This is a genomic window from Kitasatospora sp. HUAS MG31 (assembly GCF_040571325.1).
In the GTDB taxonomy this organism is placed as follows: domain Bacteria; phylum Actinomycetota; class Actinomycetes; order Streptomycetales; family Streptomycetaceae; genus Kitasatospora; species Kitasatospora camelliae.
The window spans coordinates 388,187-410,955 of the sequence record NZ_CP159872.1 but is presented as its reverse complement, the minus strand read 5'-3'; the positions used below and the strand labels follow the sequence as shown (position 1 = coordinate 410,955).

The 22,769-nt window shown below is 74.6% G+C and carries 21 protein-coding genes; 8 read left to right on the top strand and 13 right to left on the bottom strand.

The window, feature by feature from the left end; genetic code table 11:
• Positions 1 to 257: 257 nt before the first annotated feature.
• Positions 258 to 956 carry a hypothetical protein gene (locus ABWK59_RS01940; RefSeq protein WP_354637483.1) on the bottom strand — a complete coding sequence of 233 codons (699 nt, stop codon included), beginning with the start codon at positions 954 to 956 and terminating at the stop codon, positions 258 to 260.
• A gap of 182 nt (positions 957 to 1,138) precedes the next feature.
• On the opposite strand from ABWK59_RS01940, the gene ABWK59_RS01935 reads away from it, so the two are divergent.
• From ABWK59_RS01935 to ABWK59_RS01925, 3 genes are all read left to right on the top strand, one after another.
• Positions 1,139 to 2,470 carry a diaminobutyrate--2-oxoglutarate transaminase family protein gene (locus tag ABWK59_RS01935; protein WP_354637482.1) on the top strand — a complete coding sequence of 444 codons (1,332 nt, stop codon included), beginning with the start codon at positions 1,139 to 1,141 and terminating at the stop codon, positions 2,468 to 2,470.
• 360 nt (positions 2,471 to 2,830) lie between these two features.
• Positions 2,831 to 3,475, top strand: coding sequence for a hypothetical protein (locus tag ABWK59_RS01930; protein ID WP_354637481.1), 645 nt, complete (start codon positions 2,831 to 2,833; stop codon positions 3,473 to 3,475).
• Positions 3,476 to 3,797: 322 nt separating this feature from the next.
• The gene (locus ABWK59_RS01925) at positions 3,798 to 5,096 is read left to right on the top strand and encodes a chitinase (RefSeq protein WP_354637480.1); all 1,299 of its coding nucleotides are present in this window, start codon (positions 3,798 to 3,800) and stop codon (positions 5,094 to 5,096) included.
• Positions 5,097 to 5,217: 121 nt separating this feature from the next.
• Here the strand turns inward: ABWK59_RS01925 and ABWK59_RS01920 are convergent, their stop codons facing one another.
• Positions 5,218 to 5,568 carry a hypothetical protein gene (locus tag ABWK59_RS01920; RefSeq protein ID WP_354637479.1) on the bottom strand — a complete coding sequence of 117 codons (351 nt, stop codon included), beginning with the start codon at positions 5,566 to 5,568 and terminating at the stop codon, positions 5,218 to 5,220.
• Between the two features lie 239 nt (positions 5,569 to 5,807).
• Between ABWK59_RS01920 and ABWK59_RS01915 the strand changes: the two genes are divergently transcribed.
• Positions 5,808 to 6,935 carry an NADH:flavin oxidoreductase gene (locus ABWK59_RS01915; protein WP_354637478.1) on the top strand — a complete coding sequence of 376 codons (1,128 nt, stop codon included), beginning with the start codon at positions 5,808 to 5,810 and terminating at the stop codon, positions 6,933 to 6,935.
• 168 nt (positions 6,936 to 7,103) lie between these two features.
• On the opposite strand, the gene ABWK59_RS01910 is transcribed toward ABWK59_RS01915, so the two are convergent.
• From ABWK59_RS01910 to ABWK59_RS01885, 6 genes are all read right to left on the bottom strand, one after another.
• A complete protein-coding gene (locus ABWK59_RS01910; RefSeq protein WP_354637477.1) occupies positions 7,104 to 7,649 on the bottom strand; it encodes a DUF1707 and FHA domain-containing protein in 546 nt (181 codons plus the stop codon).
• A gap of 82 nt (positions 7,650 to 7,731) precedes the next feature.
• Positions 7,732 to 8,733 carry an MDR/zinc-dependent alcohol dehydrogenase-like family protein gene (locus ABWK59_RS01905; protein WP_354637476.1) on the bottom strand — a complete coding sequence of 334 codons (1,002 nt, stop codon included), beginning with the start codon at positions 8,731 to 8,733 and terminating at the stop codon, positions 7,732 to 7,734.
• Complete coding sequence (locus ABWK59_RS01900) at positions 8,730 to 10,025, bottom strand: aspartate aminotransferase family protein (protein ID WP_354637475.1); 1,296 nt, start codon at positions 10,023 to 10,025, stop codon at positions 8,730 to 8,732. Before ABWK59_RS01900 ends, ABWK59_RS01905 begins: the two co-directional genes overlap by 4 nt.
• Positions 10,018 to 11,466: a trehalose-6-phosphate synthase gene (locus ABWK59_RS01895; RefSeq protein WP_354637474.1), complete on the bottom strand. Its 1,449-nt coding sequence runs from the start codon at positions 11,464 to 11,466 to the stop codon at positions 10,018 to 10,020. The genes ABWK59_RS01900 and ABWK59_RS01895 overlap by 8 nt, the downstream gene beginning before the upstream one ends.
• On the bottom strand, positions 11,460 to 12,395 hold the full coding sequence (locus ABWK59_RS01890; RefSeq protein ID WP_354637473.1) for an SDR family oxidoreductase: 936 nt from the start codon (positions 12,393 to 12,395) through the stop codon (positions 11,460 to 11,462). Before ABWK59_RS01890 ends, ABWK59_RS01895 begins: the two co-directional genes overlap by 7 nt.
• Positions 12,392 to 13,576, bottom strand: a complete 1,185-nt coding sequence (locus ABWK59_RS01885) for an MFS transporter (RefSeq protein WP_354637472.1) — start codon at positions 13,574 to 13,576, stop codon at positions 12,392 to 12,394. The genes ABWK59_RS01890 and ABWK59_RS01885 overlap by 4 nt, the downstream gene beginning before the upstream one ends.
• A 127-nt stretch (positions 13,577 to 13,703) precedes the next feature.
• Here ABWK59_RS01885 and ABWK59_RS01880 point away from each other — a divergent pair, with 127 nt between their 5' ends.
• From ABWK59_RS01880 to ABWK59_RS01870, 3 genes are read left to right on the top strand one after another with little or no spacing between them, the layout of a single operon-like run.
• Positions 13,704 to 14,723 (top strand): BadF/BadG/BcrA/BcrD ATPase family protein, encoded by a 1,020-nt coding sequence (locus ABWK59_RS01880; protein ID WP_354637471.1) that lies wholly within the window; start codon positions 13,704 to 13,706, stop codon positions 14,721 to 14,723.
• The gene (locus tag ABWK59_RS01875; RefSeq protein ID WP_354637470.1) at positions 14,723 to 15,685 is read left to right on the top strand and encodes a sugar phosphate isomerase/epimerase family protein; all 963 of its coding nucleotides are present in this window, start codon (positions 14,723 to 14,725) and stop codon (positions 15,683 to 15,685) included. The genes ABWK59_RS01880 and ABWK59_RS01875 overlap by 1 nt, the downstream gene beginning before the upstream one ends.
• Positions 15,679 to 16,854: a sugar phosphate nucleotidyltransferase gene (locus tag ABWK59_RS01870; protein WP_354637469.1), complete on the top strand. Its 1,176-nt coding sequence runs from the start codon at positions 15,679 to 15,681 to the stop codon at positions 16,852 to 16,854. The genes ABWK59_RS01875 and ABWK59_RS01870 overlap by 7 nt, the downstream gene beginning before the upstream one ends.
• Here the strand turns inward: ABWK59_RS01870 and ABWK59_RS01865 are convergent.
• From ABWK59_RS01865 to ABWK59_RS01855, 3 genes are all read right to left on the bottom strand, one after another.
• Positions 16,808 to 17,713, bottom strand: coding sequence for a carbohydrate kinase family protein (locus tag ABWK59_RS01865; RefSeq protein ID WP_354637468.1), 906 nt, complete (start codon positions 17,711 to 17,713; stop codon positions 16,808 to 16,810). The two genes, ABWK59_RS01870 and ABWK59_RS01865, sit on opposite strands and share 47 nt — an antisense overlap.
• Positions 17,706 to 18,875, bottom strand: a complete 1,170-nt coding sequence (gene aroB, locus ABWK59_RS01860; protein ID WP_354637467.1) for a 3-dehydroquinate synthase — start codon at positions 18,873 to 18,875, stop codon at positions 17,706 to 17,708. The genes ABWK59_RS01865 and aroB overlap by 8 nt, the downstream gene beginning before the upstream one ends.
• 158 nt (positions 18,876 to 19,033) lie before the next feature.
• Positions 19,034 to 20,011, bottom strand: coding sequence for a helix-turn-helix transcriptional regulator (locus tag ABWK59_RS01855; RefSeq protein ID WP_354637466.1), 978 nt, complete (start codon positions 20,009 to 20,011; stop codon positions 19,034 to 19,036).
• Positions 20,012 to 20,178: 167 nt separating this feature from the next.
• Between ABWK59_RS01855 and ABWK59_RS01850 the strand changes: the two genes are divergently transcribed.
• Positions 20,179 to 20,601, top strand: a complete 423-nt coding sequence (locus ABWK59_RS01850) for a VOC family protein (RefSeq protein WP_354637465.1) — start codon at positions 20,179 to 20,181, stop codon at positions 20,599 to 20,601.
• Positions 20,602 to 20,765: 164 nt separating this feature from the next.
• On the opposite strand, the gene ABWK59_RS01845 is transcribed toward ABWK59_RS01850, so the two are convergent.
• A complete protein-coding gene (locus ABWK59_RS01845; protein ID WP_354637464.1) occupies positions 20,766 to 22,436 on the bottom strand; it encodes a SpoIIE family protein phosphatase in 1,671 nt (556 codons plus the stop codon).
• 58 nt (positions 22,437 to 22,494) lie between these two features.
• Positions 22,495 to 22,704, bottom strand: a complete 210-nt coding sequence (locus tag ABWK59_RS01840) for a hypothetical protein (RefSeq protein WP_354637463.1) — start codon at positions 22,702 to 22,704, stop codon at positions 22,495 to 22,497.
• Positions 22,705 to 22,769 lie beyond the last annotated feature (65 nt).

The following is a 22,769-nucleotide window of genomic DNA, read 5'->3' as shown; positions in this document are numbered from 1 at the left end:
GGGGTCGGTCGGGGGGCCGCACTCCGGCTCAGGTAAAGACTTGGCAAAGCTGCGGGTCGGTCCGCCGAGATCGCCCTCTCACCTATCAGTAGCTCAGCGAGCCCCGGTTCGGTCCGGCGGCGACCCTGGTCGGCGTCGTCGGATCGGCGGGTCTCCTGGCTACCGCGCCGGCCGGGCACCCCCAGCCCGGCCGGCGCCCCACCTCGCGTCACTCACCCCGGGACCGGCCGGCGTACCCGTCCCGCGCCTCCGCTGCGTCAGCCGTGGTCCTCCCACTGCGGGGCGCAGAACCGGGCTTCGGTGATCGCGGCGTCCCCGGCCCTGGTGCTCCGGACGAAGAGGTTCGACTCCGCCAGCCCCAGGTCCCCGCCGCAGCCGATCCGCAGGCCCAGCCCCCGATCCTCGGCGTCCCGGGTCAGGGCCGCCTCGACGGCCGTGACCGGTCGGCCGATCAGCGGGAAGCCGTCGAGGGTGACCCGGGGTCCCGTGCGCCCGTGTACGGTCACCGCCGCCAGCGCGGGCAGGACCCGCGAGGATCCGTAGTGGGCGCTCACCCCGAGCCGGTCGAACCGTTCCTCCTCCAGGGCCCACACGCCCACCTCCCCGGTCCACGGCCGCCAGGGAAAGCGGCCCCGACGGGCGTCCGGTACCTCGCCGTCCAACGCGGCCGCCACCTGCAGCGGGCTCATCCCGAACCTGAGCGGACCGACGCCCTCCAGCGGTGTGCAGTCCCACTGCGGCCGGTCCCGGTCGGCCGTCACCGGCCAGGTGCCCGCGCCGGGCTGCCGGTCCCGGACGTCACGCCAGCGCCGGACCGGCTCGGCGCCCCAGGGATCCTCGGTCAGTTCCGGGCCGGCGGGGAGGGCCCAGGTGATCACCGTGTCCCTTCGCTCGATGTGCCCCTCGGCCGCCGGCCCCCACTCCTGGACGGCCTCCAGGGTCGGGGGATCGAGCACCCACCGTGCCGATCCCCGGGACGGTGATCTTGTCGATCAGCCTAGGCACGCCCACCGACACGGCCGAACGTCCGGATACCGGTCCGAGAGCTGGTCCGGCGTCACTGACAGGGTGAAAAGATAGGTTAGGCTAACCTGAGCCGTTGTCACTCGCTTGTCAATGAAGGGGGTCTTTCCGCGCCATGCTGCGTGAACAAATGATCGGCCGTCAGGAGCGGCGCGAGTCCGCCGCCCGCACCTATGCCCGCAACCTTCCCGTGGCGCCCGCGAAGGCCGCCGGCGCGGTCATCACGGGTGTGGACGGCCGGACCTACATCGACTGCCTCGCGGGCGCGGGCACGCTCGCCCTCGGTCACAACCATCCCGAGGTCGTGGCGGCCCTCCAGGCGACCCTGGCCAGCGGCGCCCTGCTCCACGCCCTGGACATGATCACGCCTCAGAAGGACTCCTTCACCACCGAGTTGATCGGCCGGCTGCCGGGTGACCTGCGCGACGACGCCCGCCTGCACTTCTGCAGCCCGGCGGGGACCGACGCCATCGAGGCCGCGCTGAAGCTCGCCCGGAACGCCACGGGCCGACAGGGCGTGGTCGCGTTCACCGGGGCGTACCACGGCATGACGCTCGGCGCCTCCTCGGTGTCGGGCCCCGACGGGATGCGCGCGGGCGGGCCGGCGGACGCGCAGCCGGTGACCCGGCTGCCCTTCCCGTACGGCTACCGCTGCCCCTTCGGCGTGGGCGCCGAGCAGGCGGGGGAGCTGTCCGCCCGGCTGCTGGAGAGCCTGATCACCGACCCGAGCAGCGGGGTCGCCACCCCCGCCGCGGTCATCCTGGAGGTCGTCCAGGGCGAGGGTGGCGTGGTCGAGGGTCCGGACGGCTGGCTGCGCGAGATCCGCCGGATCACGGCCGAGCACGGGGTGGTCCTGATCATCGACGAGGTGCAGACCGGCGTCGGCCGCACCGGCCACTTCTGGGCCTGCGAGCGGGCCGGCGTGACCCCCGACATCCTGGTCACCTCCAAGGCCCTGGGCGGCGGCCTGCCGCTCGCCCTGATCGCCTACCGTCCTGAGCTGGACACCTGGCGGCCCGGCGCCCACACCGGCACCTTCCGCGGCAACACCCTCGCCATGGTGGCCGGCGAGATCACCCTGCGCACCATCGCCGAGGAGCAGCTCACCGAGCGCGCCGAGAAGCTGGGCGAGCGGATGCGCCGACAGCTGCGCGAACTCGCCTCCGACCACCCGGAGTTCGGCGAGGTCCGTGGACGCGGCCTGATGATCGGCGTCGAGCTGGTCGACCCGGCGGGCACCCCCGACCGGCTCGGATCGCTGCCCGCGAACCCCGGCCTGGCCCGCGCCCTGCGCGCCGCCTGCCTGGACGAGGGGCTGATCCTGGAACTCGGCGGCCGCGACGACACCGTGTTGCGGCTGCTCCCGCCGCTGGTCCTCACCGACGCCCAGGCCGACACCGTCGCCGAGCGGATCGTGGCCGCCCTGCGCACCGCCAAGCGGAGCTGACCCGCGGGCCCAGGAGCAGGCCGCCGGAGCCTGACAGCGCGCGGCGGCAGAAGGCGCTCGACGGCACTCCGGAGCAGACCCGCGCCTTCCTGGAGGTCGGCCGGTACCACGTGTGACCGGGTGAAGCCGGTCGTCAGGGCCGGGGACGGTGGCCCGCAGCGAAGGCGCGGGCCACCGTCCCCGTCCGCATCCTTGGGGAGTCGCGGCCCGCCGACCCAGCCGGCGGACCGCCACCGAGCCGGTCCGGCTCGTTCTGTCTTGTTCTGTGGAGCGCCCGGGTCGGGGGTGTCCGGGTGGTGGGGCAGAATCGGTGCTGCCCGGTCGGTTGCCCGGGTTTCCTGATCAGGGGGAGGGCGTCAGGTGGGGATCTTCTCGTCGCGTGGGCAGGGGGCCCGGCCGACTCCGCCGCCGGAGTTGGTGGCGCAGGCGGCGGCCTGCCCGGGCGGCTGGGTCTACGAGATCGCGACCGAGTACGTCGACGACCCCCACGGCTACGTGCCGCCGGAGGCGGTCCGGCGAGGCTGGGAGGTCGGTCAGGACGGGGTGCTGACCGGGGAGTTCCGGGACAACCCGCGGTTCGGCCCGCCGCAGGACGACTTCTCCCGGCTGACGTCCCCCGACCACTGGCTGGGCTGGCTGGGTGAGGACCCGGCGCTGGCCGTCCGGGAGTCGATCGCCGAGCTCCTCGGCGAGCAGGTGCCCGGGGCGACGGTGGCGTGGCTCAAGGTGACGGGGGATCCGCGTTTCTTCACCGGCGGTCGCCCGCACCCGGGGGACGAACAGCGCATCACCGTCACCAGGGCGGGTGTCGCGGTGCCGTTCGCGCTATCGGTCAGTGCGCCCGGGCAGCGCCGGGAGGTGCTCTGGGGCGTGTTCAGCTGGGCTGCGGTCGGTCTGGACCAGCCCGAGGGCCGGCGGGACCGGCTCTGGTTCGACCTGCGGATGGACGCCGACCGGGCGGAGGAACTGCTGCGCTCGCGGATCTACGAGGTCGGCGGGGCCTGAGCGCCTGCGGGCCGGCTCGGGTGAGGGGAACGGTCCGCTGGCGGGGGTGACCTGAGTCCTGGTCACCCGGGGCCGACGTGATTCTTTGAGAGCGCTTTCCGAAGGGTTCCTTAAGGGAGGCCCAAGGGCCGTCCCGGGCCCTTGACCGGGCTGGTGGTCCAGTCCATTTTGGGGTGTGCCCCCGTACTCGAGGGGGCGGCCGCTGCCGTGGCCGTAGCCGCTTCGCGGCCGCCGTACGGGTGTCGGCCGTGTCGTGTTCGGCGCTGCCCGGCCCCCTTCGGGCGGCGGTCCCCCATGCCCTGCCCCTGGAAAGGGTTCCCCGATGGAACGTGCCCCGCTCCACCCTCCGCACCGGGCCGGTACGCCCGGCCGGCACCGCCGTCGCCGCGGTGCCGTCGCCGTGGCGGCGGTCGCCACGCTCGGTCTGGTCGCCGCAGGCGTGGCCGCGGCCCTGAGCGGGGGCGACGCCCTGGCTTCCCCGTCCGCGGCGGCGCCGCTCGGCAGCAACTGGTACGCCTCGGCCCCGTACCTGATGCCGGAGGACAACTCGCCGCCGGATGTGGCCGCGGTGATGGACGCGACCGGGCAGAAGGCCTTCCAGCTGGCCTTCATCCTCGACTCGGGCGGCTGCAACCCGGCCTGGGGCGGTACCTCCTCGATCGACACCGACACGGCTATGCCGGCGGTGATCCAGAAGATCCGGGCCAAGGGCGGCGACGTCTCCGTGTCGGTCGGCGGCTACGGCGGCAACAAGCTCGGCCAGGGCTGCGGCACCCCGGAGGCGACCGCGGCCGGGTACCAGAAGGTGATCACCAAGTACCAGCTGAAGGCGATCGACTTCGACCTGGAGGAGCCGGAGTACGAGAACGCGGCGGCGATCCACAACGAGATCGGCGCGGCGAGGATCCTCCAGCAGAACAACCCCGGCCTCTACATCTCGATCACCACCGCCGGCACCAACGCGGGCACCGGCTGGTTCGGGACGCAGATGCTGAACGAGGCCAAGTCGCAGGGCTTCACGCCGAACAACTACTCGATCATGCCGTTCGACGGCGGCTTCAACGGCGCCGCGGCCCAGACGGACGCGCTGGTGAAGTTCAACAAGATCCTGCAGACCACCTTCGGCTGGGACGAGGCCACCGCGTACGCCCACGAGGGCGTCTCGCTGATGAACGGCCGTACCGACGTCGCCGAGTACTTCCGGCAGGCGGACTTCCAGACGGTGCTGGACTTCGCGACGGCGCACAAGCTGGCCCGCTACACCTACTGGTCCGTCAACCGGGACCGCCAGTGCGCCGGCACGGTGGACCCGGGGCTGTCCGGCTCCTGTTCCAGCGTGGCCCAGAACGACTGGGACTTCACCAAGTTCACGGTGAAGTTCGCCGGCGCGACCCCGCCCACCGGCACGCCGACCGCGACCGCCTCGCCGACCTCCACCGCCTCGCCCACGGGCAGCCCGGGCACCTGCACCCTGCCCGCATGGAACGCGGCGACCGTCTACACGAACGGCAACAAGGTCTCCTACCAGGGGCACAACTACCACGCGAAGTGGTGGACCCAGAACGAGATCCCGACCAGCAGCGGCCAGTGGGGCGTCTGGGCCGACGACGGTCCCTGCTGATTCCCGCGACGCGGGCCGGCGACCGGGTACGCCCCCGGACGCCGGCCCGCGTCGGCGTTTGCGGGGTCCGTTCGGCGGTGCGCCGCCGAACGGGCCCCGCCGCGCTGCCGTCCGCCCTCCCTCACAGGGAGGTGAGGATGTCCTGGTGCGCCCCGTCGAGGACGAAGCCGTTGTCGAACCGGACCCGGACCGTCACCCGCCGGCCCCGCTCCCGGTGCGCGGCCCACTCCGGTTCCAGCGTGGCGAGCTCCGACTCCAGCCGCTCCCGGCTCGCCGCCGGCATGGTGTGCCCGTAGTCCTCGAACAGGGCCTTGAGCCGCTGGTACTCGCGGACCTCCTCGCTCTCCGGGAGCTCCCCGTCCACCCGCTCGACGGTGCCCTCGATCCCGGCTCCCAGCGACAGGAACCCGACGACGGCCCCGGGTTCCCCGGCGACCGCCTCACCGATCCCGAGGTCCTCGGCCAACCTCACGCGCCGGCCCTCCTCCAGGGTCATCCGTCCTCCGCCTCTCCATCGATCGGGCCGCCGGCGCGGCCGGTCCGCGGCCGTGGCCCCGGCCATTATCCGCCGGGCACGCCACGGCACCGGGACGTGTCCGGGATCACACGGCGGATCGCCGGTCGGACGAAATGCCGAGGCCGTCGACACGGTTGCAACGGCACGTATTCAATGCACGTGCACATACCGTCCGCCTCCTGCGAGGAGCCCCCATGACCGTCACCGCGTCCCCCGCCTCCCGGGCTGCCGAGATCCTCTCCCGGCCGGTCACGCTGAACGGCCTGACCGTCCCCAACCGCATCGTGATGGCGCCGATGACGCGCCAGTTCTCCCCGGGCGGTCTCCCGGGGGAGGACGTGGCCTCGTACTACGCCCGCCGCGCGGCCGCGGGGGTGGGCCTGATCGTCACCGAGGGGACCTACGTGGGCCACGAGTCGGCCGGGTCGAGCGACCGGGTGCCGCGGTTCCACGGCGAGGAGCAGCTGGCCGGGTGGGCGAAGGTCGCCGAGTCCGTGCACGCGGCGGGCGGCAGGGTCGTGCCGCAGCTGTGGCACATCGGCATGGTGCGCCGGCAGGGTGAGCCGCCGTACGCGGACGCCCCCGCCGTCGGCCCCTCCGGCATCGGCGCGGACGGCACCGAGGGCGCCGGCAAGGCCATGACCCGGAGCGACCTGGACGAGGTCATCGGCGCCTTCGCGGAGGCCGCCTCGGCGGCCGAGCGCATCGGCTTCGACGGCGTCGAGCTGCACGGTGCCCACGGCTACCTCCTCGACCAGTTCCTGTGGGCCGGGACGAACCGCCGTACCGACGCCTACGGCGGTGACGCCGTCGCCCGGACGAGGTTCGCGGCGGAGATCGTCGCCGCGGTCCGCGAGAAGGTCTCGCCCGAGTTCCCGGTGATCTTCCGCTACTCGCAGTGGAAGCAGCAGGCGTACGACGCGAAGCTCGCCGAGACCCCGCAGGAGCTGGAGGCGATCCTGGCCCCGCTCGCCGCGGCCGGCGTCGACGCCTTCCACGCCTCCACCCGCCGCTACTGGGTCCCGGAGTTCGAGGGGTCGGACCTCAACCTGGCGGGCTGGACCAGGAAGCTCACCGGACGGCCCACGATCACCGTCGGCTCGGTGGGCCTCGACGGCGACTTCCTCGGCGCGTTCGCGGGTGAGGGATCCTCGGTCCAGGGCCTCGACAACCTGCTCGACCGCCTGGAGCGGGACGAGTTCGACCTGGTCGCGGTCGGCCGCGCCCTCCTCCAGGACCCGCAGTGGGCGGCGAAGGTCCTCGGCGACCGGCTCGGCGAGCTGCAGCCGTACAGCGCCGCGGCGCTGAAGACGCTCAGCTGACGGCGCGAGACCTCGGCGCTCCCCGGCGGGGGAGCGCCGAGGTCGCCTCATGCTGACGGTCCGGCACCCCGGGTGCCGGACCGTTCCGCTTCCGCCGAGCCCGCCCCCATCCCCAGGCCGTGAGCCAGGGGAGCGATTGTCGTCCCCGGGCCGCGCCGGGTGGCCCGCTCAGCCGGTGGCGAGTCGGAACTCCAGCCGTCCGAACCGGACCTGGTCGCCCGGCCTCACCCGGGTGCTGCCGGCCACCCGGCGGCCGTTGACGTGGGTGCCGTTGGTCGAGCCGAGGTCGTACAGCACCCAGTCGCCGTCCTCGCGGCGCAGCTCGGCGTGGGTCCGGGACACCGAGGAGTCGTTGAGCCGCAGCCCCGATCCCGGCCGCCGACCGATCGTCAGCAGCCCGGTGCCGGCCTGCGGCAGGGACAGACCGGGCAGCCGTTCGGCCCGCCAGGCCTGGCGCATCCGCATCCAGAAGCCCGACACCCGTCCCGCGGTGCGCAGCAGCGCCCGGGTCGCCCGCCCGCCGGTCGGCAGTCCGGCCAGCGCCTCGTCGAGTTCGGTCCGGCTGCGCGCGTTCAGCGCGACGTCCATCCGGCCGAGGAAGGTGTCGTGCGACAGCCGCCCGCTGCCGGCCCCCTCGCGGAGCACCGCGAGCACCCGCTCCCGCTCCGCGTCGGAGGGCCGGACCACGTGCGTCCGGATCTCAGCTGACGTCATGGAGCGATTGTCCGTGCACCTCCGGGTGCCTGTCCAGATCCTCCGGTCCGTCAGGCGACCGCGGGGATCCCGGCCACGGCGGTCAGGGCAGCACCAGGGTCTTCCCGAACTGCGGTCCCGCGAGCCCGTCCCGGAGCACGCGGGGGAGTTCGGCGAGGCGGACCTCACGGGTGATCAGGCGCTCGACCCGCTCGGGTGCGACCTCCGGGTCCACCAGGTGGCGCAGGGCCGCGGCGAAGTCCCCGGGTGCCGTGCCGTAACTCCCCGCGATGCGAACGGACTTGCCGCACCAGGCGGTCGCCACGGTGAGCTGCCGGCGGCGGACGGTGTCCAGGTCGCAGTCCAGCCCGGGCAGCGCGTCGCCCGGTGCCGTCCCGCCGTACGGCAGCACCAGGCCGCCGGGCGCGGCCATCCGCAGCGCCTCGCCGAGGATCTCCGGCAGGACGAAGCTGGTCGCCACCACGGCCGCGTCCAGGCTGCCGGACGGTACGGCGTCCGGCGGGAGGACCGGCGCGTCGATGACGCCGCGTCGCCGCAGGAACGACCGCCGCTCCGCACCGCGGTTGGCCAGCAGGACCTCGCAGCCGGCGGCCTGGCCGAGCAGGGCGATCAACACGCCCGCGGTCCCGGCGCCGAGCACGCCGAGCCGCGCCCCGGCGGCGCTCCCGCCCAGGTGGCGGACGACGGTGTCCAGGCAGTGCCGGGCGCAGGCCAGCGGCTCGGCGAACACCAGGCGGCGGGCGGCGATCCGGGGCGGTACGGCCGGTAGTGCGGCGGTGAGGCGGTCGGGCGGACCGACCGCCCACATCGAGGTGGCGAAGCCCGTCCCGCGGTCGATCCCCACGTTCGGGTCGAGCGCGACCCGCCGGCCGGACGGCAGGCCGGGGGCGGTGGACTCCTCGACCACCCCGACGATCTCGTGCCCGAACTGGCTCACCCCGTGGCGGACTCCGGCCACCTCCTTGAGGTCGGAGCGGCAGATCCCCGCCAGCTCGATCCGGACCCGGACCGCGTGCTCCCCGGCCGGGCGCACCGGCGGACCGTGGTCCAGCCACGGGCCGGCCGGCCCGAGCACCACCCTCATGCCACGGCCGCCAGGGCCTCGCCGAACCGGTCGGCGACCAGCTGGGCCTCGGCGGGCGTCAGCACCAGTGGCGGGCGCAGCTCGATGACGTTGCCGAGGCCGTGCTCCGACACCCGGGTGAGCACCCCCCGTCGCTCCAGGGCGCGCTGGTACGCGTGCGCCTTCGCCACGGCCTTCCCGCCGTCCGGTTCCACCAGCTCCACGCCCAGCATCAGGCCGGGGCCGCGGACGTCGCCGATCACCGGATGGTCCTGCTGCAGCCGGCGCAGCCGGTCCAGCAGGACGGCGCCACTGGCCCGGACGTTCTCCAGGAAGCCCGGCCGCTGCACGATCTCCAGGGTCTTGACGGCCGCCGCGGCCGACAGGGTGTGGCCGCCGTGGGTGAAGCCGTGCAGCGAGCGGTCCCAGTCCGCCATCCGCTCCTCCGTCAACACCGCGGCCAGCGGGAGGCCGCTGCCGGTCAGCCCCTTGGAGAGGGTCATCATGTGCGGTTGGACGCCCAGGAGGTCGGCGGCGAACATCTCGCCGGTGCGCCCCAGGCCGGTCTGGATCTCGTCGAAGATCAACACGATGCCGCGGGCGTCGCAGAACGACCTCAGCTCCCGGAGGTAGCCCGGCGGGGGAACGACGTTGCCCCCGACACCGCTGATCGGTTCGATGATCACACAGGCCACGCTGCCCGAGCTGGCGTAGTCGATGAACTCCTCGATCCGCTGCACGCAGAGCATCCCGCAGGTGTCCGGCGTCTGCCGGTAGAAGCACCGGAAGCAGTACGGCCCCGGCACGTGCACGGCACCCGGGAAGCGGTACGGGAACGGGGCCCGCATCCGGGCGCTGCCGTTGAGGCCCGCCGCCGCCAGCGTCTGGCCGACGTGGCCGCGGAAGGGCACGATCACGTCCCGCCGGCCGGTGTGCCACTGAGCGATCTTGATCGCGCCCTCGTTCGCGGTGGACCCGCCCGAACTGCGCAGGTTCACCCGGGTCAGGTTGGCCGGGCTGATCCGGACCAGCTCCTCCATGACCTGGTCGGTCGGCCCGGTCCGGAAGGAGGAACTGGCGAAGAGCAGGCGCTCGGACTGCTCCCGCACCGCCGCCAGCACCTCCGGATGGCCGTGGCCCAGCAGCAGGTTGAAGGTGCCCGACACGCAGTCCAGGTACTCCCGTCCGGCGCTGTCCCAGCAGCGGACCCCCTCGCCCCGGACCAGCTCCGCGTCCCCGAGCCGGTACTGCGCCACCCGTTGCGGGTCGCCGCCGGGGCCGCCGGCCGCGTACCCGGCGCCCCGCTCATCCACGGCGCACCCGGTGGTCGGCCTCCACCGCGTCGAGCTGGGAGCGCACCCAGGCCTCCAGCGTCCACGGCTCGGCCGCCGCGCGCCGCCGCCGCGCCGCCTCGGCCCGCTGCGCCGCCGGGGCGGTCAGCGCACCGGCGATCGCCTCCGCCTGCTCGACGAGGTCGAACGGGTTGACGGTCCGGCAGACCGGGCCGAGCAGCTCGGCCGCCCCGCAGGTCTCCGACAGCACCACCTCGGCATCGCGCCCGTTGACCAGCGGCGCCTCGAAGGCGCTCAGGTTCTGGCCGTCCACCGTGGAGTTGAACACCAGCAGGTCGGCCCGGGCGAAGCAGCCGAGGGTGTGCTCCACCTCGTTGTCGCAGTGCCAGCGCACCGAGTCCGCGCCCAGTTCGGCGTTGGCCTCGGCGACGGCCGCCCGCACCCGGCGCACGTACTCGGCGTTGGCCCGGACGTACAGCCGGTTCGGGTTCATCCGGACGAGCATCCTGGCGCCGCGCAGCCGGTGGTCCGAGCGGACCGCCAGCACGAACGCCCGCACCGCGCGCTCGGCGTTCTTGATCGGGTCGGTCCGCCCGCTGTGCACGACCAGCGGCCCCTCGCCGGCCCAGGCCGCGATGCCCTCCGGCAGCCGGTGCGCCCGCCCCGCGATGGTCAACGGGCTGTAGCCGAGCGGCAGGGCCCGGACCCTGGTGACCGCCCCGTGGCGCCGGACCGTGCCCCGCTCGCGGTCGACCTCCGCGTCGGGGAGGAGATCGCTCACGCAGTCGAGGAAGTTTCGGCACCAGCGGTCGGCGAAGAAGCCGACGGTGGTGGCCGGCAGCATGCCCTCCAGCAGGCCGACCCGGATCGGCTTCGGCAGGACGCGCCAGAAGTCCGGCGAGGGCCAGGGGATGTGGACGAACATCAGGACCGGCGCCTGCGGCCGCTGGGCCCGCAGCCGCTGCGGCACGCCGATCAGCTGGTAGTCGTGCACCAGGTAGACCGGATCGGCGGCGTCGGCCGAGCTCTTCAGCAGGGCGTCGGCGAAGTCGCCGGTGAACTCGCCGAAGCAGTCCATCGCCCGGTACGCCTCCCGGTCGAAGGTGGGCGTGGTCCAGGCGTCCCAGCCGTGGTTGTTGGCCGCCCACAGCAGCTCGGCGGTGAAGAAGTTCTGCACCACGTCGAAGGTGTGCCGGTCGTGGTGGAGCAGCTTCACCCGGATGCGCCGGCCGGAGCCGAGGGAGAGGCTGAGCCCCTCCGGGTTCTCCCGGGCGGCCCGGCGGTCGTCCTCGGTGTCGGCGCTGGCGATCCACGACACGTCCAGCACCCCGGCCTGCTCGGCCACCACGTTGCCGGTCCCGCCCGGGGCCAGCCAGGGCCGCAGCTCACCCGTGTCCGGGTCGGGCGCGTAGCTCACGGCGGCCCGCTTGCTGGCCAGATGAATCCGACGTTCCGTCACCATGGTCTTCCCTCGGAGATGAGCTTCTCGCTGGCTTCCAGTACGTCCGCCGGCTCCAGCCCCGCGAGCTCGGGCAGCAGGGCGGAACGCTCGCTGTGCAGGCAGGCGTTGCGCGGCCGGCACGCGTAGGCGGTGTCCCCCTGCGGTGCCGGGCGGACCAGGTCGGGGTCGGCGCCGCAGCACCGCGCGATGTGCCGCGCCCACTCCACCCTGCTGAGCCGCCGCGGACCGCCGAGGTGCACGACACCGGTGTGCGGGCCGCCCAGCAGCGCGGCGGCCCAGTCGGCGACGTCGTCGACGAGCACCGGACTGTTCCACCGGCCCTCGGGCACCGTCACCGGCTGACCGGCGCTCAACTTCTGGGCGCAGGTGGTGAAGAAGTTCGGACGCAGACCGGTCGGGTCCCAACCGTAGACCAGGCTGGCCCGCAGGACGAGGACGCCGCCCGCCGCGAGCAGCGTGTCCTCGGCGGCGAGCTTCGCCCGGCCGTAGGCGTTGGCCGGCTCGGTGGCGTCCGACTCGCCGTAACTCGCCCGCCGTCCCGGGAACACGTTGTCCGTGGAGACCAGCAGCGCCCGGCGGCCGCCCAGGACCTCCGCCAGGTGCCGCGCCCCGCCACCGTGGGCGGCGGCGGTCGGCCCGGGGTTGGCCTCGCACCAGGTGATGTCGGACGGGCCGTGCGCCAGCACCACGGCATCCGGGCGCACCGCGTCCACCAGCGCGCGCACCGAGCCCCGGTCCCGGACGTCCACCGGGTGCCAGCCGGCCGGGCCGCCCGGCACACCGGCGGGCCGCCGGCGCGAACTCAGGGTGACACCGTGCCCGAGCGCGGCCATCCGCCGCCCGACCCGGCTCGCCAGATAGCCCGCCCCGAGGACCAGGACACGCCCGCGGCCCTGCTCCGTCCCCCGTCCCGCCGGCGCCGCCCTCACACCGCCTCCCGCTCCGCGGGCCGGGCGGGCATCAGGCCCACGAGCGGCCCTCCGGCGGCCACCAGCAGACCGCCCGCCGCCACCACCCCGAGCGCCGTCGGCAGACCGACGGCGCCGGCCAGCAACCCCACCAGCGGCGGACTGGCCAGGAACCCGGCGTACGAGACCGTCGTCACCGTCGAGATCGCCCGGGACCGCCGCTCCGCGGGGACCCCGCGCCCGACCACCGCCAGCAGCGTCGGCACCACCGGCGCCAACCCCGCCCCCGCGACCAGGTACCCGGCCAGCGCCCACGGGACGCTCCACGCCGCCGCGCCGACCGCCAGCCCCGCGCCGCCGACCGCACCGCCCACCGACACCAGCACCCGGTCCGGCACCCGCACACCCCGCCACTGCGTCAGCATCCGCCCTGCCGACAACCCGGTCATGTACGCCGCCGGACCGCAACTCGCCAGCAGCGGACCCGCGTCCAGCTGCTGGACCAGGTGGATCGCCCCCCACTGCTCCACGCTGTTCTCCATCAGCAGCGCGACGGCGCCCACCATCCCGAGCACCAGCAGGGCCGCGGCCGGCCGCCGGCTCCCCGGCACCGCGCGGCCCGCCCGCCCCTCAGCCGCCGGCGCCTGCTCCTGCCAGCCGCGCGGGTCGACGGCCAGCACCGCGCTCACCCCCACCAGGACGGCGATCACCGTCAGCACCGCCGTCGGGGAGGCACCCAGATGGCGGGCCAGGCCGGCCGCCGGCGCCGCGACCACCATCGCCAGCGGCGTCGCCGCGTGCACCTTGTTGAACAGCCGCAGGCCGTCCCTCGCCTCCCAGGCCGCCAGCGTCGCGTTGAGCCCCACCTCGATCCCGCCGCTCGCCGCACCGACCAGCAGCAGAGCGGCCGTGAACGCCGCCCGCGAACCCGCCAGGCCCACCACCAGCACGCCCAGCCCGAACACCCCGGTCACCAGCGGCAGCGTGTGCCGGCCCAGCCGGTGCGCCAACGGCCCGGTCAGCAGCATCGCCGGCACCGCGGCCGCCGGCACCGCGAACAGCGACAGCCCCAGCTCCCGGTCGGACAGGTGGAGTTCCTCCTGGATCCCCGGCAGCAGCGCCGCCCAGCCACCCCAGAACAGGCCCCAGCTGACCGCCACCGCCAGCAGCCCGATCACGCCGCCGCCTCGCCATCGCCACACAGGCGCTCCGTCCGTGAGAGATCCGGCTGCGGCCGTCCCGCCACCGCCGTCGACAGGAACCGCCGCGCCGCTCCCGGTAGCGTAGCCCGCACCAGTCGACGCAGAGTGATCGCGGAGGCGACCCACGGTGAGGTACTGGGCGATCGACGCCGGCGGCAGCGGCACCACGGCGCTGCTCGACGACGGCACCCGATGGCGACGCGGTTCGGTGAACCCGGCGTCCGTCGGGGCCACGGCCGCGGAGGCCGGCCTGGACGACCTGCTGCGCACCGTCGCCGGCCGACTCGGCCCCGCGCCCTCCGCCGGCTGGCTCGCCACCGCCACCCTCACCGCCGACACCCCTGAGCACGAACTCGACCGGCTCACCGCCCGGGTCGAGCGCGCCGGTCTCGGCGGAACCCTGGTGATCTCCCGCGACATCGTGCCGCTGCTCCTCGCACCGCCGCTCTCCGGACGCGGGGTGGCCCTGGTCTGCGGCACGGGCTCGGGCTTCCTCGCCGCGGACGGCACCCGGCCGCCGGTCGCCGTCGGCGGCTGCGAGTACCTCGGCAGCGACGAGGGCAGCGCCTTCGCCCTCGGGCTGGACGGTCTGCGCGCGGCCGTCCGCGCGGCCGACGGGCGCGGCCGGCCCACCGCGCTCGGCCCGGCACTCACCGAGCACGCGGGCACCCCGGTCGACGAACTGGCCCGGCGGCTCGCGGCCGAACCGTTCCCCAAGGCGGCCGTCGCCGCCCTGGCGGCCGTGGTCTGCCGCTGCTGGCTGGAGGGCGACCAGGTCGCCGCCCACGTCGTCCACCGCGCCCTGGGCGAACTCCTCCGGGGCGTCCGGGCCGGCCGGGACGCGGCCGGGCTCACCACCGCCTGGTCGGCCGCCCTGGGCGGCGGCGTCCTCGCCGGCTGCCCGGAACTCGCCGAGGCGCTGCGCCGCCGGATCGCCGGGGAACTCGGCGCCGACCCGCCGCCCGTCCTCGTCACCGACCCGCCCACCGCCGTCCTGGCCGCGCTCCGCGCCCACACCGGCACCCTGCCCGCCGCCGTCGCCGGCCGCTGGGCCTGGCAGCGGCGGCTGACCGGGGAACGACCGCGAAGCGCCCCGGCCCCCGCACCGCCGTCGCCCTGGCCGTCGGCCGACGGAGGGCCGCTCTGATGGAGAGCGGCCCCATCCGCCTCGGGCTGTGCCTGGCGGCGTTCGCGCCGGAGGGCCTGCACGGCGCGCTCCGCGCCGCCGAGCGGGCCGGGGTGCGGGTGGTCGACCTGCCCGCGGACCGGAACCTCGGCCTGGTCGACGCCGACCGGCTCGCCGACCCGGCCCACCACCGGGAGGTGCGCTCGGCACTCGCCGCCGCCGGACTGGAGGCGGGATGCGTCAGCAACAGCCGCGACACCCAGCTGCTGCTCGGCCCGCACGGCCCGCACACCGACCCCGTGCTGGCGGGCCCCGCCGAGGCCAAACGGGCGTACGGACTGCGGGCGGCCCTCGGCACCGTCCGACTGGCCGCCGGACTCGGGGCACCGCAGGCGAGGGTCATGCTGGGCGTCCCCGACCTCGGCCGCTGGCTGTCCTGGTGGGGCAGCCAGGTCAGCTGGCAGGACAACACCGACGCCTGGGCGCGGGCCGCCGTCCCCGTCCTGGAGGAGGCCGCGCGCCTCGACGTGGAGGTCCTCGTGGAACCGCATCCGAAGCAGGTGGTCTACGACCCGGCCAGCGCCCGGGCGCTGCTCGCCGCCGTCCCCGGCGTGCGGCTGTGCCTGGACCCGGCGAACCTGGCCGCCGTGGGCCACGACCCGGTCGGAGCCGTCCGGGGCTGGGGCCGCGCCCTCGCCGCCGTGCACGCCAAGGACCTCCAGCGGTGGCCCGGGGCGCAGGACCCGCGCGGCGACGGCTGGTCGCGGTACGGACCCGGGCCGGCGATCCGGTTCCGGGCGCTCGGCGCGGGGGACCTGCCCTGGCCCGAGGTGGTCTCCGCGCTGCTCGACGAGGAGTACCGGGGAGTGATCTACGTGGAACACGAGGACGCCCTGCTTCCCACCGAACAGGGGGCGGCCACCTCGCTGGCGGTGCTGCGAGGACTCCTCCCCTCGGCGCCGGCCCGGGGCCGGACATGGTGATGGTGAGCCCCGACGGCGCCGGTGACCCGGCCGGCCTCCGGGGCGTCCGGGGCGCCCTGCTGGCCGGCGGCCTGGGTGAACGGATGGGGCCGCTGACCGCCCGCTGCTGCAAACCGCTCGTCCCCTACGCCGCGTCCTGCCGGCTGGTCGACTTCAGCCTGGCGAACGCCGTCCGCTCCGGACTGCCCGAGCTGGTCCTGCTCTCCCTCCACCGCGAGACCGACCTGGTCCGCCACCTGCGCCGGCACTGGGACGACCGGCCCGGCACCAGGCTCCACTTCGGACCGCACGACCGGCTGCTGCGCGCCGGCCCCGCGCCCGGTCCGGGAACCGTGCTGCCCGAGCGCCCCGCCGAACGCGGCACCGCCGACGCCCTGCTGGCCAACGCCGAGTACCTCTTCGCCCCCGGCGCCGCCGACCTGCTCGTCCAGCACGCCGACCACGTCTACGACTTCGACTACCGGCCGATGGCCGCCGCGCACCGTGCCCGCGGTGCCCAGGCCACGATCGGCGTCCAGCGCGTCGAGCGGCGCTACGTCCCGCTGTTCGGCATGGTCGAGACGGACCGGGACCTGCGGGTGCGCGCCCTGGTGGAGAAACCCGAGCACCCCACCTCCGATCTGGTGTTCACCGCGTTCTGCCTGCTGAGGATCGACGCCCTGCGGGAGGTGCTCGCCGACCTGACGGCCCGCGGCGAGGACGGCTGGCAGCACGACATCAGCCGCGACGTCCTGCCCGAGATGATCCGGCAGGGCCGTCCCGTGCACGCCTACCCCGTCGAGGGCTACTGGGCCGACATCGGCACCGTCGACCGGTACCGCACCGAGCAGTTGAAGCTGCTGGAGCGGCCCCACCCGATCCCGCCCGGCGCGCTGCCCCGCACCCTCGCGGGCGCCGGGCCGCGGTTCGCGCCCGAGCGGGCCAGCCTGCTGGGTGCGGACGTCCCGGCGGGCGCGGTGGTCGAACGGAGCGTGCTGCACCCCGGCTGCCGGATCGAGGCGGGCGCCCGCGTCCTGGGGTCGGTGGTCCTGCCCGGGGCGATCGTCGCCCGCGGGGTCACCGTGCGCGACACCGTGGTGCTCGCGGACGAGCGCGTCGCCTCCGACCGGGAGGGACTGCCGGTCAGCCCTCCGCGGCCAGGCCACGGTCCAACTCCCGAGCGTCGATGAACGAGGTGTGGGTGCCGGCCCGGCGGACGGCGTGCGCCCCGGCCAGCGAACCGGCCCGCGCACAGGTCCACCAGTCCCGCCCGGCCAGCCAGGCGTAGAGGAAGCCGGCCACGAAGCTGTCGCCGGCCCCGTTGGTGTCGACCACCTCCGAGGCCGGCACGGCGACCGGCGGGACGTGCCGCAACGGCTGCCCGGGCACCAGGAGATGACTGCCCTCGCCACCCGCCATCACCACCACCGCCCGGGCCCGGCCCCGGCGGAGGACGGACTCGCCGACCTCCTCGATCCGGCCGCCGATCCTGCCGGCGGACAGGAACACCAGGTCGGCGCCGTACGCGAAGTCCTGCCGGTACTCCTCCCGGCCGTCCCAGTTGTGCAGGTCGGTGGAGGTGGACAGTCCGGCGGCGACGGCGTCCGCCAGGGCGTGCCGCGCCCAGTCGATCAGCGACACGTGGACGTGGCGGCTGCGGAGCAGCGCGCCGCGGTAGAGATCGGGGTCCACGGTCAGGCCGGCCGGATGACGGCCGTCGTAGAGCGAGATCCGCGCCCCCTGCGGGTCCACCAGATTGACGGAGCGCCGGGTCCCGCTCGGATGCAGCCGGTACTCGAAGGGGAGACCCGCCCGGGCGTAGTGGTCCAGCACCAGGTCGCCCTCCGGATCGTCGCCGATCACATCGGTGAAGTGGGTGCGCAGACCGAGATGGTGGCAGCCCAGCGCCACCCCGTTGCCGGTGTGCCCGACGTACCGCTCGATCGGCGGCACCCGGATGGTCTCCCGCTCGGGCAGCGGCAGCCGGGGCACCCGGACGATGGTGTCCACCCCCACCCCGCCCACCACCAGGACGTCCACCTCAGCCATCCGTGTCCCCCGGCTCGCCCTCCCGGGCGGTCACCGCCGCGTGGATCTCCTCGTCGGTCACGTCGTCGGCGATCACCGTCGCGCCGAGTTCCACCGGCAGGACGAACCGCAGGCGGCCGTCCCTGATCTTGCGGATCTGCCCCAGGGCGTGCAGGGTCTCGACCGGATCCACCCGCGCGGGCAGGTCGGCGAGATGGACGGGCAGCCCGATCTCGCGGAGCAGCCCGAGGATCCGGCGCAGCAGCGCGGCGTCCAGCAGCCCGCGGCGCTCTGCGATCCGGGACGCGCAGGCCATCCCGAACGCGACCGCCTCGCCGTGCAGGACGTGCTCGTAGCCGGCCACCGTCTCCACGGCGTGGCCGATGGTGTGACCGAAGTTCAGCGGTCGCCTGAGGTCCTCCTCGTACGGGTCCTTGGCGATCAGCTGACACTTGATCACACTCGCGCCGTGCACCAGCCGGGCGGTCGCCGCGGGATCGGCGGCGAGGATGTCGGCGTGCCGCCGCTCGATCAGGGCGAACAGTTCCGGCGAGGCGATGACCCCCTTCTTCACCGCCTCGGCGAGCCCGGCCCGCAGATGGCGCCGGTCGAGGGTGCGCAGGTAGCCGACGTTGGAGACCACGGCCGCCGGCTGGTAGAACGCCCCGATCAGGTTCTTCGCGGAGGAGTGGTCGACCGCGACCTTCCCGCCGAGCGCCGCGTCCACGTGCGCCAGCAACGTGGTGGGCACGTTGATGTACGGCACGCCCCGCATGTACGCGCTCGCCACCCAGCCGACGGTGTCGATCACCACGCCGCCGCCGACCGCCAGCACCACGTCCCGGCGCGCCAGGGAACTTCCCGCCAGCCAGTCCAGCAGTCGGGCCGCCGTGTCCAGGCACTTGCTGCTCTCCCCGGCGGGGAAGGAGGTCATCCCGACGTCCAGCCCCGCCTCCGTCAGCCGGCCGGCGAGCCGGCGGGCATGCAGGTGGGCCACCGAGTCGTCGGTGATCAGCGCCACCCGCCGGCCGCCGATCTCCGGGCACAGACGCGCCAGGGCGCCGGCCTCGCTGCGGCAGACATGGACGGCGTACTCGTCCCGGCGCCGCGCCGCGGCGATGATCGGGGTATCCGAATCCGGTGGCAGCGCGAGCCGTTCGGAGATCCTGACACTGTCAGCCATGCGCCTCACCGTAACGGGGCGGCGAGAGAATGGTTCGTAGCGAATCTATTTTTCTCGCGGTGACCCCACGCCGGGGGAGGGCGCGTCGGACCGGGCCGTGGGCCTGCCGGTTGCCCCGTCAGCGGCGAGCGGCGAGCGGGGGGCGGGTTGCCGGGGGGTCAGGGCGAGGTGGTGGTGCGGGCGGCGTTGGCGTAGCGGGTGGCGAGCTGCGCGAACGCGTCGTTGAGCTCGCGTGGGCCGATGACTTCGATGTCGGTGTCGAAACGGCCGAGGGCGGCGGCCAGGCCGGTCCACGACCAGGAGCCGAGGGTGAGGCGGCATCGGGCGGGTCCGAGTGCTTCGACGGTGCCGTCCTGGGCGAAGGGGGCGACGGCGGTGGCGGGGAGGCCGAGGATGACTTCGCCGTGGCAGGGCCAGTCGGTGTGGGTGCCGTCGGTGCCGCGGAATCGTCCGGTGACGTAGGCGGAGACGTCACCTCCGGGGACCTCGCGCGGGGTGAACCGAGGGCCGGTGGGGGTGCGGGGCCGGATCCGGTCGACGCGGAATGTCCGCCAGTCCTCGCGGTCCAGGTCCCAGGCCAGGAGGTACCAGTGGCCGCGCCAGGTGATCAGGTGGTGGGGTTGTGTTCGGCGGGGGTGCTCGGTGGCGCGGTCGTGCCCGTAGTCGAAGCGGAGCTCGGCGTGGGTGTGGATGACGTTGCCCAGGTCGATGAGGATCCGGGAGTCGGCCGGCGCTGCGTCGTCGTTCTCGGGCGGCCGGACGGCAGTGACGCGGAGCAGGTCGATCCGGTGGCGCAGCCGGGGCGGCATGACCTGGCGGACGGTGGCCAGGGCGCGTGACGCGTCCTGGCCGATGGTGGTGCTGGTGGCGGCGCTCTGCAGGGCGAGGGCCAGGGCGACGGCCTGGTCGTCGTCGAACGGCAGGGGAGGCAGGTGAGAGCCGGCATCCAGCCGGTAGCCGCCGGCAGGTCCTTTGAACGTCAGGATCGGGTAGCCGAGTTCCCGCAACCGGTCGATGTCGCGGCGAACCGTGCGCGCGGTGACGTCGAGGCGGTCGGCAAGGTCGTCGCCCGACCAGTCGCGGCGCGTCTGGAGCAACGAGAGCAGCGTGAGCAGCCGCGAAGACGTTTTCTGCACACCGGTCATTCTGCCGAAAGTACCGGACACAGCCTGTCCGCTACCTCTGTGATGGTGGGATCCGAGCCACCGACGGAGCGCCGCTCCCGGTGACGGTGGCTGCGCCGCGCCCGGGCCTCCCCGCGGCGGCGCACACACCCGAACGGACCGAAGGCAAGGAGCAGCTCATGGCTGTCACGACCACCACCCACCTGAACTTCCGGGGCGCCGCGCGTGAGGCGCTGGCCTTCTACCAGTCGGTGTTCGGCGGGCGCACCGTCGTCGTCACCTACCAGGACGCCGGCAACGTTCAGAACGAGAGCGAGGCGGACTGGGTGATGTGGGGCGAGGTCGTCGCGGACGACGGCTTCCACGTCATGGCCTACGACGTGCCCTCCCCGTTGGCCTGGGACCAGGGCGACAACCCGTTCTTCGTCTCCGTACGCGGCGAGGACGCCGACGAGATCAGCGCCCTGTGGCAGAAGCTGTCGCACGGCTCGACGGTGGTGCGGCCCCTGGAGGCCGCGCCGTGGGCACCGCTGTACGGCATGCTCACCGACCGCTTCGGTGTGACCTGGGTCGTTGACGTCGCCACTCCCTACCGAGGCTGACCCGCCCCACTGCCCAGAAGGTCCGCCGCGCTCTCGCGGCGGACCCGGGGAGGGCCGAGCACGCCGAGGTGCCGAGCCGCTGACAGCGCAGCGGGGCCGGAGCGGTCGGTCGGGGAGGCGTGGCCGCTCCGGGCCGAGCGGGCGCGCCCTCCGGGGGACGACGCTCAGCCTGCCGGTATCCGGAGCGCGAGAAGGGCCGTGTCGTCGGTGCTGCCGGGTGGTACGGCCCGCAGGACCAGGTCGCAGAACTCCTCCAGCGGGCGCCCGACCACGGCGGCGGCGTGACGGCGCAGCCCTTCCAGTCGGGCCCCGATATCGGTGCCCGGGACCTCCACGAGCCCGTCCGTGAACAGCAGCAGTGTCGAGCCGGCCGGCAGGGCCGCCACTCCGTCCGCACGCTCGGGGTCGCCGCCCGCTCCGAGGACGAGTCCCTGGCCGGCGTCCAGGTAGTGCGCCTCGCCGGAGGGCGGTGTTCCGGCCGCGGGCAGCAGGAGCGGTGGGGGGTGCCCGGCGTTCGTCCACCGCAGGCGCCACGGCCCGTCCGGGGACCCCTCGACATAGGCGAGGATCATCGTGGCCATGGGCACGTCGGTCAGGCCCGTCATGGCGTCGTCGAGCCGTGCGACGACGGCGGCGGGCGCCTCCTGCCGGTCCCAGGCCAGGGCCCGCAGAATGTTGCGGAGCTGGGCCATCCGGGCGGCGGCCTGGAGGTCGTGTCCGACCACGTCGCCGATCACCAGCGCGGTCGCGCCCCCTCTCAGCGGAAAGGCGTCGTACCAGTCGCCGCCGACCCGCGAACCGGCCGGTGCGGGTTGGTAGCGGGCGGCCAGCTGCAGTTTCGGGCCGCGGGGAAGCTCGGTGAGCAGGTGGTGCTGCATGGCGGTCGCGATGTCGCGCTGCTCGCCGAACAGGCGGGCGTTGTCGATGGCCATGCCGGCCCGGTGGCCGATGTCGGCGAGCAGGGCGAGCTCGCTCGCGGTGAAGGGCTGGTCCGGACCGGTGCGCACCGCCGTGATCGCCCCGGTGGTCTCGCGGACGCTGGTCAGCGGGACGACGGCTGCCGAGGTCGCGCCCAGGGCGCGCAGGAACCCCGTCTGCACGGCCGCGAGAGGGGCATCGGGTGGTTCGGCTATCTCCCGGATGCCGAGCAGCTGGGGCTCGGCACCGTGCAGCACCCGGACCAGGGCGGAATTCGAGAGAGCCGTCGGCGATGGCAGGGTGCCCCGCCATGCCTCCAGGACGGAGGCCCGCCCCTCCGGGCCGAGGACGGCGACACGGCGGACGTCGCCGTCGGGAGTCCGTAGATCCACGGCCACCCAGTCGGCCAGCTGGGGGACGATCAGCGGGCCGAGCCGGTCCACCGCCACCTCGACGTCCAGCGTCTCGGAGAGCACCTCGGTGATCTCGCCGACCAGGGTCAGCCGCTCGGTCAGATCCTCCAGGTGGTCCACCCGGGCGGCCTCGCGGCCGACGGGCGCACTGCTCCCCGCGACATCGGCGAACAACACCGCCAGGCCCACCGTCCGCCCCTCGCGCACGACGGGCGCCGCCGACCAGCGCACCGGCAGAGCCCTGCCGTCACCGGTCAGGAAGGCGTCGCTCTCGCCCCAGGCCGGCCGCCCGTGTTCGGCGACCGCCAGCAGCAGGCACCGGGAGCGCGGAATCGCGGCACCGCCGGGGTCCCGGTGCAGCAACTCGTGGGCGTCCGCTCCCACCATCGCGATCGCCGGGCGGCCCAGCAGTTCCACGGCCCGCGGGTTGGCGGCCAGGATCCGTCCGCCCGCGTCGAGTAGGAGCAGCCCGGCTGCCAGCCCCGTGAACGCCGAGCTCAGCAACCGCTGCTCGTCTCCCGGATCACCGGGGTCGTGCACCACCGTGTTGCCGCCGGCCCGGCTACAGCCGCTGTTCCGGGCTGGAGGTGGCCGGAGCCCCGACACCGCCGGTGACCAGCGCGTACGCGTGGGCCAGCTCCACCAGGGCACGGTGGTGCTGGCCGCTGTACCGGTCCAGCGCCCGGATCTCCGCGCTGATCGCCTTCAACAGCTCGGTGCGTGCTTCGGCCTCCGCCGAGACCACCGGAGCCGGAGCCTCGTTCGCCGCCATCGTTCCTCCTTGGGCAGTCCGCCCGGCGGCCCGACACCGGCCGTCGAAGCCGCCCACCTCTCCAT

Coding starts and splice junctions, on each gene's coding strand:
- ABWK59_RS01935 (WP_354637482.1), top strand. CDS start 1,139: ATGCTGCGTGAACAAATGATCGGCCGTCAGGAGCGGCGCGAGTCCGCC.
- ABWK59_RS01925 (WP_354637480.1), top strand. CDS start 3,798: ATGGAACGTGCCCCGCTCCACCCTCCGCACCGGGCCGGTACGCCCGGC.
- ABWK59_RS01915 (WP_354637478.1), top strand. CDS start 5,808: ATGACCGTCACCGCGTCCCCCGCCTCCCGGGCTGCCGAGATCCTCTCC.
- ABWK59_RS01910 (WP_354637477.1), bottom strand. CDS start 7,649: ATGACGTCAGCTGAGATCCGGACGCACGTGGTCCGGCCCTCCGACGCG.
- ABWK59_RS01905 (WP_354637476.1), bottom strand. CDS start 8,733: ATGAGGGTGGTGCTCGGGCCGGCCGGCCCGTGGCTGGACCACGGTCCG.
- ABWK59_RS01895 (WP_354637474.1), bottom strand. CDS start 11,466: ATGGTGACGGAACGTCGGATTCATCTGGCCAGCAAGCGGGCCGCCGTG.
- ABWK59_RS01875 (WP_354637470.1), top strand. CDS start 14,723: ATGGAGAGCGGCCCCATCCGCCTCGGGCTGTGCCTGGCGGCGTTCGCG.
- ABWK59_RS01870 (WP_354637469.1), top strand. CDS start 15,679: ATGGTGATGGTGAGCCCCGACGGCGCCGGTGACCCGGCCGGCCTCCGG.
- ABWK59_RS01865 (WP_354637468.1), bottom strand. CDS start 17,713: ATGGCTGAGGTGGACGTCCTGGTGGTGGGCGGGGTGGGGGTGGACACC.
- aroB (WP_354637467.1), bottom strand. CDS start 18,875: ATGGCTGACAGTGTCAGGATCTCCGAACGGCTCGCGCTGCCACCGGAT.
- ABWK59_RS01850 (WP_354637465.1), top strand. CDS start 20,179: ATGGCTGTCACGACCACCACCCACCTGAACTTCCGGGGCGCCGCGCGT.
- ABWK59_RS01840 (WP_354637463.1), bottom strand. CDS start 22,704: ATGGCGGCGAACGAGGCTCCGGCTCCGGTGGTCTCGGCGGAGGCCGAA.